This is a genomic window from Vogesella alkaliphila (assembly GCF_014652475.1).
GTDB classification, from domain to species: domain Bacteria; phylum Pseudomonadota; class Gammaproteobacteria; order Burkholderiales; family Chromobacteriaceae; genus Vogesella; species Vogesella alkaliphila.
Genome location: NZ_BMYW01000001.1, coordinates 263,823 through 277,325, shown reverse-complemented (window position 1 = coordinate 277,325; position 13,503 = coordinate 263,823). Strand labels below are relative to the sequence as shown.

At 68.7% G+C, this 13,503-nt stretch carries 12 protein-coding genes and 1 pseudogene; 8 read left to right on the top strand and 5 right to left on the bottom strand.

The window, feature by feature from the left end; genetic code table 11:
* Positions 1 to 215 precede the first annotated feature (215 nt).
* Positions 216 to 1,415: an ammonium transporter gene (locus IE100_RS01320; protein WP_189372302.1), complete on the top strand. Its 1,200-nt coding sequence runs from the start codon at positions 216 to 218 to the stop codon at positions 1,413 to 1,415.
* 312 nt (positions 1,416 to 1,727) lie between these two features.
* Positions 1,728 to 2,204, top strand: a complete 477-nt coding sequence (locus tag IE100_RS01315) for an FKBP-type peptidyl-prolyl cis-trans isomerase (RefSeq protein ID WP_189372300.1) — start codon at positions 1,728 to 1,730, stop codon at positions 2,202 to 2,204.
* A 346-nt stretch (positions 2,205 to 2,550) separates the two neighbouring features.
* Here IE100_RS01315 and IE100_RS01310 read toward each other — a convergent pair whose 3' ends face one another.
* Positions 2,551 to 3,036, bottom strand: a complete 486-nt coding sequence (locus IE100_RS01310; protein ID WP_229800170.1) for a VOC family protein — start codon at positions 3,034 to 3,036, stop codon at positions 2,551 to 2,553.
* A 208-nt stretch (positions 3,037 to 3,244) separates the two neighbouring features.
* Between IE100_RS01310 and IE100_RS16380 the strand changes: the two are divergent.
* A pseudogene (locus IE100_RS16380) lies at positions 3,245 to 3,419 on the top strand (DUF1232 domain-containing protein); the annotation flags it as partial.
* A gap of 208 nt (positions 3,420 to 3,627) precedes the next feature.
* Here IE100_RS16380 and IE100_RS01300 read toward each other — a convergent pair.
* Genes IE100_RS01300 through IE100_RS01285 form a run of 4 tightly spaced genes read right to left on the bottom strand, consistent with a single transcriptional unit; the run spans position 3,628 to position 7,022 of the window.
* A complete protein-coding gene (locus tag IE100_RS01300; RefSeq protein ID WP_229800169.1) occupies positions 3,628 to 4,869 on the bottom strand; it encodes an MFS transporter in 1,242 nt (413 codons plus the stop codon).
* Positions 4,857 to 5,201 (bottom strand): plastocyanin/azurin family copper-binding protein, encoded by a 345-nt coding sequence (locus IE100_RS01295; RefSeq protein WP_189372298.1) that lies wholly within the window; start codon positions 5,199 to 5,201, stop codon positions 4,857 to 4,859. Before IE100_RS01295 ends, IE100_RS01300 begins: the two co-directional genes overlap by 13 nt.
* Complete coding sequence (locus IE100_RS01290; RefSeq protein ID WP_189372296.1) at positions 5,198 to 5,977, bottom strand: ABC transporter ATP-binding protein; 780 nt, start codon at positions 5,975 to 5,977, stop codon at positions 5,198 to 5,200. Before IE100_RS01290 ends, IE100_RS01295 begins: the two co-directional genes overlap by 4 nt.
* Positions 5,970 to 7,022 carry a FecCD family ABC transporter permease gene (locus IE100_RS01285; RefSeq protein WP_189372294.1) on the bottom strand — a complete coding sequence of 351 codons (1,053 nt, stop codon included), beginning with the start codon at positions 7,020 to 7,022 and terminating at the stop codon, positions 5,970 to 5,972. Before IE100_RS01285 ends, IE100_RS01290 begins: the two co-directional genes overlap by 8 nt.
* 346 nt (positions 7,023 to 7,368) lie before the next feature.
* Here IE100_RS01285 and IE100_RS01280 point away from each other — a divergent pair, with 346 nt between their 5' ends.
* From IE100_RS01280 to IE100_RS01260, 5 genes are all read left to right on the top strand, one after another.
* Complete coding sequence (locus IE100_RS01280; RefSeq protein ID WP_229800168.1) at positions 7,369 to 8,490, top strand: ABC transporter substrate-binding protein; 1,122 nt, start codon at positions 7,369 to 7,371, stop codon at positions 8,488 to 8,490.
* Between the two features lie 227 nt (positions 8,491 to 8,717).
* Entirely contained in the window at positions 8,718 to 10,241 is a 1,524-nt protein-coding gene (locus tag IE100_RS01275; protein WP_189372290.1) for an ABC transporter substrate-binding protein, read from the top strand.
* Positions 10,242 to 11,204: an ABC transporter permease gene (locus IE100_RS01270; RefSeq protein WP_189372288.1), complete on the top strand. Its 963-nt coding sequence runs from the start codon at positions 10,242 to 10,244 to the stop codon at positions 11,202 to 11,204.
* The gene (locus tag IE100_RS01265; RefSeq protein WP_189372287.1) at positions 11,205 to 12,002 is read left to right on the top strand and encodes an ABC transporter permease; all 798 of its coding nucleotides are present in this window, start codon (positions 11,205 to 11,207) and stop codon (positions 12,000 to 12,002) included.
* Positions 11,999 to 13,372, top strand: a complete 1,374-nt coding sequence (locus IE100_RS01260; RefSeq protein ID WP_189372285.1) for an ABC transporter ATP-binding protein — start codon at positions 11,999 to 12,001, stop codon at positions 13,370 to 13,372. The genes IE100_RS01265 and IE100_RS01260 overlap by 4 nt, the downstream gene beginning before the upstream one ends.
* Positions 13,373 to 13,503: the final 131 nt, after the last annotated feature.

Below are 13,503 nucleotides of genomic sequence, written 5' to 3'. Positions count from 1 at the left end.
ACGTCAGCGCACCAATACCGCCCACCGCCACGCACCAAATCAAGGCAAGCGCCGCCCTCCGCACCACCATCCGGCGCAAGGCATCGTCATGACGCCTTGATGCACAAGGCTGGCGCCCGCTGGCACCCTTTTTGCAAGAAAGCGCCCCAATCACAGGCATTCGTATCCGCAGCGCGCCGTGCCGCACCACGGATACGCACCATTGGAGCGCAGGCATGACGCAAACAAGTGCAAACGACGTACTGTTCTTACTGATCGGGGCCATTCTGGTGCTGGCGATGCACGCCGGCTTCGCCTTTCTGGAGCTGGGCACCGTGCGCAAGAAAAACCAGGTCAACGCCCTGGTCAAGATCCTCACCGACTTCGCCATCTCGGCGCTGGCCTACTTCTTTGTCGGCTACGGCGTCGCCTACGGCGTGCACTTCTTCAGCGACGTCAGCCACATCAGCCAGGCCAACGGCTATGAGCTGGTGAAGTTCTTCTTCCTGCTGACCTTTGCCGCCGCCATCCCCGCCATCGTCTCCGGCGGCATCGCCGAGCGCGCGCGCCTGCACCCGCAGTCGGCGGCCACCTTCCTGCTGGTCGGCCTGGTGTATCCGTTTTTTGAAGGCATCGTGTGGAACGGCCACTTCGGCATCCAGGACTGGCTGGCGGCCAACTTCGGCGCACCATTCCACGACTTTGCCGGCTCGGTGGTGGTGCACGCCGTCGGCGGCTGGATCGCGCTGGCGGCGGTGCTGCTGCTCGGCGCCCGCCGCGGCCGCTACACCAGGGAAGGCCGCGTCAGCGCCCACCCGCCGTCGTCCATCCCCTTCCTGGCACTGGGTGCCTGGATCCTGATCGTTGGCTGGTTCGGCTTCAACGTGATGAGCGCGCAGAAGGTCGGCGGCATCTCCGGGCTGGTGGCGGTCAACTCGCTGATGGCGATGGTCGGCGGCACGCTGACCGCGATGTGGGCCGGCCGCGACGACCCCGGCTTCATCCACAACGGCCCGCTGGCCGGGCTGGTGGCGGTGTGCGCCGGCTCCGACGTGATGCACCCGCTGAGCGCGCTGCTCACCGGCGGCGTCGCCGGCGTCATGTTCGTGTACCTGTTCACCCTCACGCAAAACCGCTGGAAGATCGACGACGTGCTCGGCGTGTGGCCGCTGCACGGCCTGTGCGGCGCCTGGGGTGGCATCGCCGCCGGCCTGTTCGGCCAGCACTGGCTCGGCGGCGCCGGCGGCGTCAGCCTGGCCTCGCAGCTGATCGGCACCGCGGCCGGCATCAGCATCGGCTTTGGCGGCGGCTACCTGGTGTACGGCGTGCTGAAGAAAGTGGTCGGCATCCGCCTCAGCGACGAAGAGGAATTCAACGGCGCCGACCTGTCCATCCACAACATCACCGCCACCCCGGAGCGGGAGAGCAACTGGTAGGCGGAGTGGAAAGAGCCGGGCGGCTTGCCGTCCCGGCAGCTGGATTGGAAGCAAAGAGGCCCCGGAAGGGCCTCTTTTCGTTGGTGGGTCGGTGCGGGGGCGGCCGGGCGACAGGGACGGGGCCTCCCGGCCGGCCCAGAGCCCGTGAGGGAGATCGGCCCAAACGGCCATCCAGTCCCCGCGCCTGCCGTGGCCGATTGTCGCCCGCCGGCAGACACTCATCGGAAGAGAGCGAGGCGACTCACCCGCCAGTTGACACGCCCCCGCTGAACTGCGAACCTTCCCGCCTCAATTTATTTGCCCTTGCCCGCCATGAAAATCACCCAAAACACCGCCGTCACCCTGCGCATGAAAGTCACAGACAGCCAGGGTCTGGTCTACGACGATGGCAAGAACCCGGTCGCCTACCTGCACGGCGATTACGACAACCTGTTCCCCAAACTGGAAGCCGCACTGGAAGGCCAGGAAGCAGGCTTCCAGACCACGCTGGAACTGGCGACCGAAGACACCTTTGGCGAGCGCGACGAAGCGCTGGTCACCACCATGCCCAAGGCCGACTTCCCGCCCGGCATCAAGGTCGGCGGCCAGATCCAGCGCATCGGCCCGGATGGCGAGCCGCGCTACTACTTCGTCACCAAGATCAAGGGCCCGACCGTCTTGCTGGACGGCAACCACCCGCTGTGCGGCAAAACCCTGCGCTTCGCCCTCAACGTTGTGAGCGTACGCGAGGCTAGCGCCGAGGAAATCGCCCACCAGCATGTACACGGCGAGCACGGGCATCAGCACTGACCCCAGCCCACCCTACACAAACAAAGCCCTCCCTTCCGGAGGGCTTTGTTTTGCCTGGCCCCCACCTGCTGTTTGGCGTTGCGGATCGGCGCCCGATCAGCTCGCCAGCTACAAACCCAGTTTCGTGATCCCGACGCGCGCCTTCTCAAGTGGCCACACCTAGTTCACTGGGCTGATAGCGCCCATCCTTGATGACGGCGAATCCGGCTGAAGTTCAGCCATGACAGCCGTTCAGCCCCTCACACCTGAACGGCTGCAGTCGTGAACAGCGCAGCCTCTACGAAACTCGGGCCGATTCGCGTGGCCATTCGCATGCTGGCGCCGGCCTTGCGGCCAACCTTGCCGGCTAATGGCCCAGCCGCGCCGCCTCTATCGCGGCGATGTCGATCCGCGTCATGTCCATCATCGCCTCGAAGGCGCGCTTGGCAGCTGCCGGGTCTGGGTCGGTCACCGCCGCGATCAGCGCGCGCGGGGTGATCTGCCAGGACAGGCCCCAGCGGTCGCGGCACCAGCCGCAGGCGCTTGCCTGGCCGCCGTTGTCGATGATCGCCTGCCACAGGCGATCGGTTTCGGCCTGGTCGTCGGTGGCAATCTGGAACGAGAACGCCTCGCTGTGCGGCATGCCCGGGCCGCCATTCAGGCCCAGGCAGGGGATGCCGGCCACGGTGAACTCCACCATCAGCACGTCGCCCTGCTTGCCAGCGGGGTAGTCGCCCGGCGCATGGTGCACGGCGCCGACGGCGCTGTCGGGGAAGGTGCGGGCATAGAAACTGGCGGCGTCCAAGGCGTCGCCGTCGTACCACAGGCAGATCGTGTTCTTGCTGAGCATCATGGTTCTCCCGGAGGGTTGCGGCGCGTGCCGACCGCTTAAAGCGTAGACCTTGCCGGCACCGGCGGGTACCTGAACGCGCTTTGACAGCCAGCGGGGAGACAAGGCCGGCATCACCCTCTTCCAGGAGGCCAGAAGCCGGTGTCCACCGAGAAAGCAACGCTGCTGCAACGCTTTGCGGCAGTGGGCAAAAGTCATCAGGCGCGATGTGCATACGTTGAGGTTGGCCGCATGAGACCCCAGAACGCCGTGGCATGCCAGGCTGCTGGCGCTGTTGGTTGCCGCCTATGCCTTGCCGCCCCTTGACCCGATTCCCGACTTTATCCCCGTCATCGGTTACCTGGATGATCTGATTGGTACCGCTAGGCGTGTTGCTGGTGCTCCGTCAGAATTTGGTACAAAGCCTTCGCCGGCCCCGGACGCTTGGCGTAGTACGTCATTCCGACTTGAAATATGGGCTGGCTAGCCGGCTCTTGTCGAACGCGTCCGAAGTCTTGTGCAAACCGGTCGTTGTCCTACAAGCAGCGGAAGGACAGCTTCCGCCGACACCCCGTCCCCGCTGCCACGCACCCGGCAGCAGCCCCAAAGCCGGTTTCATCTTCCGCCCTCTCCGTCCGGATGCGCCGGCGCGCGCGCCAGCTGGCGGTAAAGCTGCCAGCCGGCCACCGCGCCGCAGGCGGCCAGCGCGTACCAGATGACGACCGGCGGTGTGCGGCCCGCCGCCCCCAGCAGGCTGCCGATCAGCACGTTGCCCAGCAGCGCCACCACGCCGCCCAGGCTTGCGTAGAAACCATAGTAACTGCCCAGCTGGCCCGGCGTGGCGTAGTGCGGCAGGTGGGCCGAGAACAGCGGGTAGCAGAGGATGGAGCCCAGCGACAGGCCGCAGGCCAGCAGCAAGGTGGCCGGCACCGGCCATGCGGCCAACCACGGGATGGCCAGGTAGCTGCAGCCCATCAGCCCCAGCCCCAGTCCCATCGCGCGCGCGACGCCCAGCCGCCGCTGCACCAGTTGCGTCGCCGGCAGTTGCAGGGTGACGCCGATCAGCGCGGTGACGGTAAACACGCTGCCCAGCAGGCCGGTGGCGTGGTGCTGGCTCTGGATAAAGGCCGGCACCGCCAGATACAGCTGGTGGAACAGCAGCGAGTAGGCGCTGGCGCACAGCGCGAAGCGCAGGAACGGCCGGTTGCGCACGATGGTGCGCCACTGCGCGGTGACGCTTGCGGCGGCCGGCGCCGGCCGGGCCGGTACCGGCTGCGGCGGCAGCATGCGCCATTGCAGCCAGGTCAGCAGCAGGAACACGCCGCCGGACACCACGCCGGTGACGGCGTAGTCCAGGCGGGTGAGCAGCATGCCGGCCAGCGGCCCCAGCAGCATGCCGGCCTCGCTGGCGAGGTTGTGCAGGGCAAAGGCCTGCTGGCGCTGGTCCGCGCTGCGGCACTCGGCGGCCAGGTAGGCTTGGGCGCAGGGGGTGAACAGCGCGCCGGCAAAGCCTGTGAGGAAGGCGGCCAGCAACAGCAGCGGCAGCCGGTCGGCCCAGCCCAGCAGGGCAAAGCCCAGGCTGCGGATCAGGCAGCCCCACACGATGGCCGGGCGGTAGCCGATGCGGTCGCCCAGCGTGCCGCCGAGCAGGAACAAGCCCTGCTGGCTGAACACGCGCATGCCCATCACCAGCCCGGCGGCCCAGCCGGCCAGCCCCAGCGTGCCGCCCAGGTGCTGCGCCAGGTAGGGCATCATCATGTAAAAGCCGAGATTGAACGCCAGCCCGTTGGCCACCAGCAGGCGGGCGGCCGGGCTCAGTTCGCGCCAGCCGTGCAGGCTGGCCTTCAGTGCCGCCAATTAGCGCACCTTGGCCAGCAGCGCGTCGATGCGCTGGCTATTGCTGTCCATGCGGCCCTCTGCATCCTGTCGCTGGCGGCCTGCTTGTTGACGGCCTCGCCGGCCTGTACCGACCCGACCATGCCCATCATCCGGTGTGGCGGGCAGATGAAGTACTGGCCGGGCTGTTGCGGGGTCACGGTAAACGGCTGCTCTTCGGCGCGGCCCCACCGCGTCACGCCATCGGGTGTGGCGTGGCCGCGGCTGGCCGGCTCGAACACCATGGCGGCGGCCGGCAGGCTCAGGCAGGCGCCTGCGGCCAACCTTGGCAGGGTACGGGCAAGGCGGGTCATGCGCAGAGGCTCGCCTGCCTGAGGGTCCGGATATAGGGTTTGCCGTCGCGGTCGCGGTGGATGTCCACCGGCACGCTGTACAGGCGGTGGATCAGCCCGGCGTCCAGCACCTCGGCCGGCGGGCCGAAGGCCTGCAGCGTGCCGCCGGCCAGCACGATCAGCCGGTCGGCAAACTGCGCCGCCAGGTTCAGGTCGTGCAGCACCACCAGGCTGACCCAGTTCTTGGCGCGCGTCTGGTGGTGCAGGTGCTCCATCAGCTGCAACTGGTGTTGCAGGTCGAGCGCGCTGACCGGCTCGTCCAGCATCATGATCTGCGGGTCGCGCAGCAGCACCTGCGCAAACAGCACCATCTGGCGCTGGCCGCCGCTGAGCGAGTGCATGGCGCGGTCGGCCAGATGGGCGATGCCCAGTGCCTGCAGCGCCGACAGCGCGGCCAGGATGTCGTCGTCGGACAGGCGCATGCTCAGGCTGTCGAGACGACCGAGTACCACCACCTCCAGCACGCTCAGCTCCAGCTCCAGCTGGGTGTTCTGCGGCATGTAGCCGAACTGGCGACGCCAGCTGGCCCCGTGCCGCCGCGACAGCGCGTGGCCGCCAAAGCGGATCTCACCCTGCTGCAGCGGCAGCTCGCCGAACAGCGCGCGCAGCAGGCTGGTCTTGCCGGTGCCGTTGGGGCCGATGATCACGTGCAGCTGGCCGGGCTGCAGCTGCAGGCTCAGCTCGCGCACCAGCGACTGCTTGCCGATGGCGAGCGACAGCTTATCCAGTTCAAGCACGTTTGCGCCCCTTCCCCAGGATTAGCCAGATAAAGAATGGCACGCCGATGATGGCGGTGACGATGCCGATGGGGAACAGCGCCCCCGGGATGATGGACTTGGACAGCACCGACGACACCGACAGCATGCAGGCGCCGCACAGCGCCGACAGCGGGATCAGGAAGCGCTGGTCCTCGCCGATCAGCATGCGCGCGATGTGCGGCGCCACCAGCCCGATGAAGCCGATGATGCCGACGAAGCTGATGGCGGTCGCCGTCATCAGCGCCACCAGCACCAGCGTCTTCAGGCGCAGGCGCGTCACGTCCACGCCCAGGCTGCGCGCGCGCGCCTCGCCCAGCCGCAAACAGGTCAGCTTCCACGCGTCGCGGTACAGCAGCAGCGCACAGGCCACGGTCACCACCGCGGTAATCAGCAGCGAATCCCAGGTACTACGCATCAGGCTGCCGAACAGCCAGAACACGATCTGCTGGTTGAGTTCGGGCGAGGACAGGAACTGCAGCAGCGACAGCAACGACTGGAACAGGAACAAGAGCGCGATCCCGGCCAGGATGATGGTCTGGCTGCTCACGTGCTGCATCAGCGCCAGGCCGAACAGCAGGCCTGCGGCCAACATGCAGCACACGAAGGCGCCGATGGGGATGGCGATCAGCGGCGGCAGGCCGAAACCGCCGCTGATCAGCGCCAGCGCCGCGCCGAAACCGGCGGCGGCGGCCAGGCCCAGCGTGAACGGGCTGGCCAGCGGGTTGTCGAGCAGTGTCTGCATCTGCGCGCCGCCCAGACCCAGTGCCGCGCCGACGACCAGCGCCATCAGCGCGATCGGCAGGCGCATATCCATGACAATGGCGCGGGTCATCGCGTCGGCCTCGCCGGGCGACAGCAGCGTGGCGGCGACCTCGCGCAGCGGCAGCAGCGACGGTCCGGTGGCCACATCCAGCAACAGGCTGCCGGCGATCAGCATCAGGAACAGCAACAGGAAACGCCAGCGGCGGTGTTCGCGCTGCCGCTGGCGGCTAAGCGCCGTGTGCAACGCAGTGATATCGGTCATGAGTACGGTCCGTGAAACTATGGCAACCGGGCAGGTGGCTTATCGAATAAATATTTATAATAACCATTCTTGTTTATAAAATATAGGCCAAGCACCGCAACGGCATCCGGCAGACAAAGCAGCATTTCCGGGCTTTTACCGGAAAAAAGGGGAAATCGTGCCCCAATACTGCGCCTGCCCGGCACGAATCCGGCTGACCCAGGATGACGACGGCAACATACCGCCCTCCCGGCTCTACCGCCCAGCCGCCGTATTGCGGCCCGGCCACCCCGGGTGCAGCGGCCGGACATTGACTTTGCAGACACAATTAGCAATCATTTTCATTTTTAAATGAAGAAGGATGCTTATGTCTTGGTTAAGGACGCTGAGCCGCGTCTCGGCACTGTTCGCCCTGTGCGCCACGGCAAGCCTGGCCGTGGCCAAGCCCGTGGTGGTCGAAGACGTGCTTGGCCGCAAAGTGAAGATGGACGCGCCGGCCAAGCGCATCCTGCTCTGCTTTTACATCGAGGATTTCTTTGCGGTCGGCGGCGACAAGTCGTTTGACCGCGTGGTCGGCATGTCCCGCGGCTGGTTCGTGAAGTCGCGCCCGGCCACCTGGGCCATGTACGTGGCGCGCAAGCCGCAACTGGCGCGCGTGCCCGACCTCGGCAACGTGCAGGACCAGACCTTCTCGGTGGAAAAAGCCCTCGCCACCCGGCCCGACGTGGCGATTCTGGCGGACTGGCAGTACAAGGCGCTGGGGCCGGACCTGGCGCGACTGGAAAGCGCCGGCATCCCCGTGGTGGTGATCGACTACAACGCGCAGACGCTGGAACGGCACCTGGCCAGCACCCGCGTGCTGGGCGAGGTCACCGGCGAGACGGCGCGGGCGCAGCGCATCGCCGCCGACTACCGCCAGGTGGTGGACACCATCACCCAGCGCGTTGCCAAAGCCAAACGGCCGCAACCGCGCGTGTACATCGAGCTGGGCGACAAGGGCCCGGCAGAGTACAGCTACACCTACGGCAAGAACATGTGGGGCGCCATGGTGCAGCTGGCCGGCGGCAACAATGTCGCGGCGCCGTTCGTGGAGTCGTGGGGCGCCATCCACCCCGAGCAGCTGATGGCCAGCAAGCCGGAGGTGATCCTGATTGCCGGTTATGAAAACGTGAGCAGCCCGACCGCGATGCAGATCGGCCAGGCCATCCCGGCCGGCAACGTGCAGCAGCGCCTGAAAGGCTTCACCCAGCGCGCGGGCTGGGCCGGACTGCCGGCCGTGAAAAACGGCCGCGTCCATGCCGTGTACCACGGCGCCACCCGCAGCATCATGGATGCGGCGCTGCTGCAGTACCTGGCCAAGACGCTCTACCCCGACCTGTTCAAGGACCTGGACCCGACGGCCACCTACCTGGGCTTCTACCAGCGCTACCTGCCGATCCGCCCGCAGGGCACCTTCATGCTGAGCGTGAACGGCAGCACCAAAGGCTAGGCAAAGGTTGGCCGCACGGCGCCTCGCGCCGCCGGGCCAGTCATGACGGCGGCGGCCCGCCGCTTTCCCCCAAGGCCCTGTCGCATCGCGACAGGGCCCTGTCTGTCCTCCCCGCTCTCCACCCGACGGATCGCCGCGCCTTGCTGGCGACACGCTGCCGCTTGCCGCACAAAACGTTACTGTATATCATTGCGCTCGATAACAATTCTCGATAAGCAGATATCATCATGTTTCCTCTCCGATCCCCCCTGTACGCCGGCAGCCTGCTGCTGGCGATGAGCCTGGCCGCCCACGCCAAACCGCTGAACCTGATCGGGCCGTGGGAAATCCACAGCCTGGACCCGTCGTCCAGCAGCGGCATCCTGTTCACCCGCCTGCAGGTGGCCGAAACCCTGGTCGACGCCGACAACACGGGTACGCTGAAACCCGGCCTCGCCAGCCGCTGGCAGGCCGCGCCGGACCAGCTCAGCTGGCGCTTCACGCTGCGCGACGGTGCCCGCTTCCACGACGGCAGCGCGGTGACCGCGGCCAGCGTGGTGGCGGCGCTGGAACGCGCGCGCAAGAAGCCCGGCATGCTGGAGAATGCCCCCATCAGCGCCATCCGCGCCGACGGCAAGGACGTGGTGGTGGTGCTGGGCAAGCCGTTCGCGCCGCTGCCGGCGGTATTCGCCCACAGCCATACCCAGGTGCTGGCGCCCGCGTCCTACGCCGCCGACGGCAGCGTGACGGGCATCATCGGCAGCGGCCCCTACCGCGTTACCCGGCTGCGGCTGCCGCAGCGGGTGACGGTGCAGGCCTTTGCCGGCTGGCAGGGCAAGAAGCCGGCCATCACGGATGCCAGCTACCAGGCCATCGGCCGCGCCGAAAGCCGCACCCTGACGGCCGAAAGCGGCCAGGCCGACATCGCCTTCGGCCTGGACCCGGTCAGCATTGCGCGCCTGAAAAGCAGCCCGCGCGTGAGCATCGTGTCCGCCACGCTGCCGCGCGCGATCCAGATCAAGTTCAACGCCGGCCACAAATGGCTGAACAGCCCGGCCATGCGTCTGGCCATCAGCCAGAGCATCAACCGCCAGGCCATCGCCACCGCGCTGCTGCGCGATCCGGAGATGGCGGCCAGCCAGCTGTTCCCGCCGACCATGACGGCCTGGCACCAGGCCACGCTGCCGGCGCTGGCCTACCAGCCCGATCAGGCCCGCCGCAGCTTTGCCGCGCTGGGCTGGAAACCCGGCGCCGACGGCCAGCTGCTGCGCAACGGCGAACGTCTGGCGCTGACGCTGCGCACCTACCCGGATCGCCCGGAGCTGCCGCTGCTGGCCACCGCGCTGCAAGACCAGCTGCGCCAGGCCGGCATCGCGGTGCAGGTGAAGGTGGGCAACTCCAGCGACATCCCGGCGGCGCACAAGGACGGCACGCTGGAGCTGGCGCTGTACGCGCGCAACTACGCGCTGGTGCCGGACCCGCTGGTGACGCTGCTGGGCGATTTCACCGACGACGGCGCCGACTGGGGGGTGATGAAGTGGCAGAACGCCGCGCTGTCGCAGCAGTTGGCCGCACTGGGCCGGGGCGGGCTGAGCGCGCCACAGGCCGCGGCGGCGCGCCTGAAGGTGGCCGCCGTCCTGCAGCAGCAGCTGCCGGTACTGCCGGTGGCCTGGTATCGCCAGAGCGCGGCGGTGAGCAAGGCGCTGCGCGGCGTCAGCCTGGACCCGCAGGAGCGCAGCTACCGCCTGAGCAGCATGAGCTGGGGGCGCTAAATGGACCGCGCACGTCAACGCGCGCTGGCGCGCATCTGCGGCCAACGTTTGCTGCAGGCCGCCATCGTCTCGCTGCTGGTCGCCGCGCTCTGCTTCCTGCTGGTGCAGCAATTGCCGGGGGACATGGCCTTCCGCATCGCTGCCGGCCGCTACGGCTATGACTACGTCGATGCCGCCGCCGCCGACGCGGTACGGCAGGAGCTGGGGCTGGCGCGCCCGGCGTGGCAACAGTTTGCAGGCTGGCTGGGCCAGCTGGCGCAGTTGCAGCTGGGGCAGTCGCTGGTCTCCGGCGGCGCGGTGCTGGCCGAAATCGCCCACCACCTGGGCGCCACCCTCCAGCTGGCCGCCGCCAGCGTGGCGCTGGCGCTGGGCGTGGGCCTCCCGCTGGGCCTGGCCAGCGGCCTCGCTCCCGGCGGCTGGGCCGACCGGCTGACCCTGGGCTACAGCGTGCTGCTGCGCGCGCTGCCGCCCTTCCTGCTGGGCCTGATGCTGATACTGGCGCTGTCGGTACAGCTGGGCTGGGCACCGGCCGCCGGCCACGGCGAGGGCGGCAACCTGCTGCTGCCGGCGCTGACGCTGGGGCTGGGCCTGTCCGGCCTCACCGCCCGCATCGTGCGCGACAGCGTGCTGGCGGTGGTGCGGGCCGACTACTACCGCTTTGCCCGCAGCAAGGGGCTGGCGCCGTGGCGGGTCTTCCTGCGCCACGGCCTGCGCAATATCGGCGTCACCGTGGTGGCCTACGCCGGGGTGCAGCTGATCCTGCTGATCGAAGGCGTGGTGGTGGTGGAAAGCCTGTTCGCCTGGCCCGGCGTCGGCCACGCGCTGGTGCACGCCATCTTCTGGCGCGACGTGCCGATGATCCAGGGCTGCACCCTGCTGCTGGCCTGGCTGTTCGTGCTGATGAATACCGCAACCGACCTGTTATGCCTGGCCATCGATCCGCGTGGCCCGGCGGAGTCCTGAATGACACCGTTGACTTCCCGCGCCTGGCCGCAACGGCTGGGTTATGTATTGCTGGCCGCCGTGCTGCTGTTTGCGCTGGCCGGCCCGCTGCTGTGGCCGGACTACGCCGGCCAGCAGCTGATGCGCTTCCTGGAAACCCCTAGCCTGGCCGAGCCGCTGGGCCGCGACCAGCTGGGCCGCAGCGTGATCGCCCGCCTGGCCAGCGCCGCCCGCCTGTCGCTGTGGCTGGCCGGCCTGTGCGTGCTCAGCGCCGCGCTGCTGGGCTGCCTGCTGGGCGTGCTGTCGGCGTGGCGCGGCGGCTGGACCGATACCGTGCTGCGCGGCCTCGCCGACGGCGTGCTGGCGCTGCCCGGCCTCTTGATCGTGCTGATTTTCTCCGCCATGGCACAGGGCGGTTTCCTCACCCTGTATATCGGCCTGGCCCTGGCGCAGTGGGTGGAATACTTCCGCATGACGCGGGCGCGCAGCCGGCTGCTGCTGGCCAGCCCGCACGTGGAGGCCTCGCGCCTGCTGGGCTTTGGTCCGGCCCATATCGTGCGCCGCCACCTGTGGCCGGAGCTGGCCCCCATGCTGCTGACCATGATGAGCTTCGGCCTCGCCACCGCCATCCTGGCGCTGTCGACGCTGGGCTTTGTCGGCGTCGGCATCCAGCCGCCCATGCCCGAGCTGGGCCTGATGATGACCGAGGCGCTGCCGCACTACAGCGAGGCGCCGCAACTGCTGCTGGCGCCGGTCGCCGTGCTGGCCCTGACCTTGGCCGCACTGGTGCTGCTGCGCCCGCTGGAGGTAAACCCATGAGCACGATCCACCTGCACGGCCTGACCGTGTACCAGCAGCAACGCTGCCTGCTCGATCCGCTGGACCTCGGCCTGCACCCCGGCGAGGCGCTGACCGTGCTGGGCGAGAGCGGCTCCGGCAAATCGCTGCTGGCGCACGCCATCATGGGCACCCTGCCCGCCGGCCTGCGCGCCGAGGGCGAGCTGCGCACCGACGGCCGCCGCTACCCGCTGCACGATGCGGCCAACCGCCGCCACCTGTGGGGCGAGCTGCTGGCCATCCTGCCGCAGGAGCCGGTCACCGCGCTGGACCCGACCATGCGCGTGCTGCCGCAGGTCGCCGAAGGCTGGCGCGGCGACGGCCACCTCGCCCGCGACGCCGCCCGCCGGCGCCTGGACAGCCTGGGGCTGCAGGCCGCGGAGCACCATTACCCGCACCAGCTGTCCGGCGGCATGGCGCAGCGCGTGGCCTTTGCCGCCGCCACCCTGGGCGGCGCCCGCCTGCTGCTGGCCGACGAGCCCAGCAAGGGGCTGGACAGCGCCGCCTGCGACACGCTGCGCCGCTTGCTGCAACAGCATCTGGACAGCGGTCAGTGCCTGCTCACCATCACCCACGACATCGCGCTGGCACGGGCGCTGGGCGGGCAGGTACTGGTGATGCAGGGCGGCGAGGTGGTGGAACACGGCCCCGCCAGCCGCATCCTGAGCCGGCCGGCACACCCGTACACCCAGGCGCTGCTGGCGGCCGAGCCGCAGGCCTGGCCGGCCATCGCCCACCCGGCCGCTGGCGACTGGCTGCTGCAGGGCCGTGGCCTCGCCAAGGCCTACGGTAGTCAGCAGCTGTTCCGCGACGTGGACATCGACCTCGCCGCCGGCGAGCGCGTGGCGCTGCTGGCAGCCAGCGGCGCCGGCAAGAGCACGCTGGGCAATATGCTGCTGGGGCTGACCCGCGCCGACCACGGCAGCGTGCGCTACCGCGACGGCCTGCCGCGCACCGCCTGGCAGAAGCTGTACCAGGACCCAGTGCAGGCCTTCGCCCCGCGCGTCCCGCTGCATACCGCGCTGCACGACGTGCTGAAGCGTTGCGGCCAACCCTGGTCCGCGCTGGAGGCGCTGCTGCACAGGCTGAAGCTCGGCCCGGCACTGCTGCAACGCCTGCCCTCGCAGGTGTCCGGCGGCGAGCTGCAACGGCTAGCGCTGATCCGCACCCTGCTGCTGCGCCCGGCGCTGCTGTTTGCCGACGAGCCCACCTCGCGGCTGGACCCGCTCACCCAGCGCGACACCGTGCACTGCCTGCTGGACGAGCTGGGCCGCATCGGCTGCGCCTTGCTGCTGGTCACCCACGACGCGGCACTGGCGGACAAGGCCACCGCGCGCCGGATCAGGCTGTAACCCGGCGCGAGGCAAGGACGCACGGCCTGCCGTCGGACAACCCACCCCCCCGGCGGCGGCACCCATTTTGTGATTCCCTGCCAAACCGATGTTCATTACACTTGCCTGCCCGCTGCCATGCCCAGACCATG

What these genes read in the sequence shown, in the direction of transcription:
- IE100_RS01295 (WP_189372298.1), bottom strand. Translation starts at nt 5,201, where the DNA reads ATGACCCGCCTTGCCCGTACCCTGCCAAGGTTGGCCGCAGGCGCCTGC.
- IE100_RS01275 (WP_189372290.1), top strand. Translation starts at nt 8,718, where the DNA reads ATGTTTCCTCTCCGATCCCCCCTGTACGCCGGCAGCCTGCTGCTGGCG.
- IE100_RS01315 (WP_189372300.1), top strand. Translation starts at nt 1,728, where the DNA reads ATGAAAATCACCCAAAACACCGCCGTCACCCTGCGCATGAAAGTCACA.
- IE100_RS01285 (WP_189372294.1), bottom strand. Translation starts at nt 7,022, where the DNA reads ATGACCGATATCACTGCGTTGCACACGGCGCTTAGCCGCCAGCGGCAG.
- IE100_RS01310 (WP_229800170.1), bottom strand. Translation starts at nt 3,036, where the DNA reads ATGATGCTCAGCAAGAACACGATCTGCCTGTGGTACGACGGCGACGCC.
- IE100_RS01260 (WP_189372285.1), top strand. Translation starts at nt 11,999, where the DNA reads ATGAGCACGATCCACCTGCACGGCCTGACCGTGTACCAGCAGCAACGC.
- IE100_RS01280 (WP_229800168.1), top strand. Translation starts at nt 7,369, where the DNA reads ATGTCTTGGTTAAGGACGCTGAGCCGCGTCTCGGCACTGTTCGCCCTG.
- IE100_RS01265 (WP_189372287.1), top strand. Translation starts at nt 11,205, where the DNA reads ATGACACCGTTGACTTCCCGCGCCTGGCCGCAACGGCTGGGTTATGTA.
- IE100_RS01320 (WP_189372302.1), top strand. Translation starts at nt 216, where the DNA reads ATGACGCAAACAAGTGCAAACGACGTACTGTTCTTACTGATCGGGGCC.
- IE100_RS01270 (WP_189372288.1), top strand. Translation starts at nt 10,242, where the DNA reads ATGGACCGCGCACGTCAACGCGCGCTGGCGCGCATCTGCGGCCAACGT.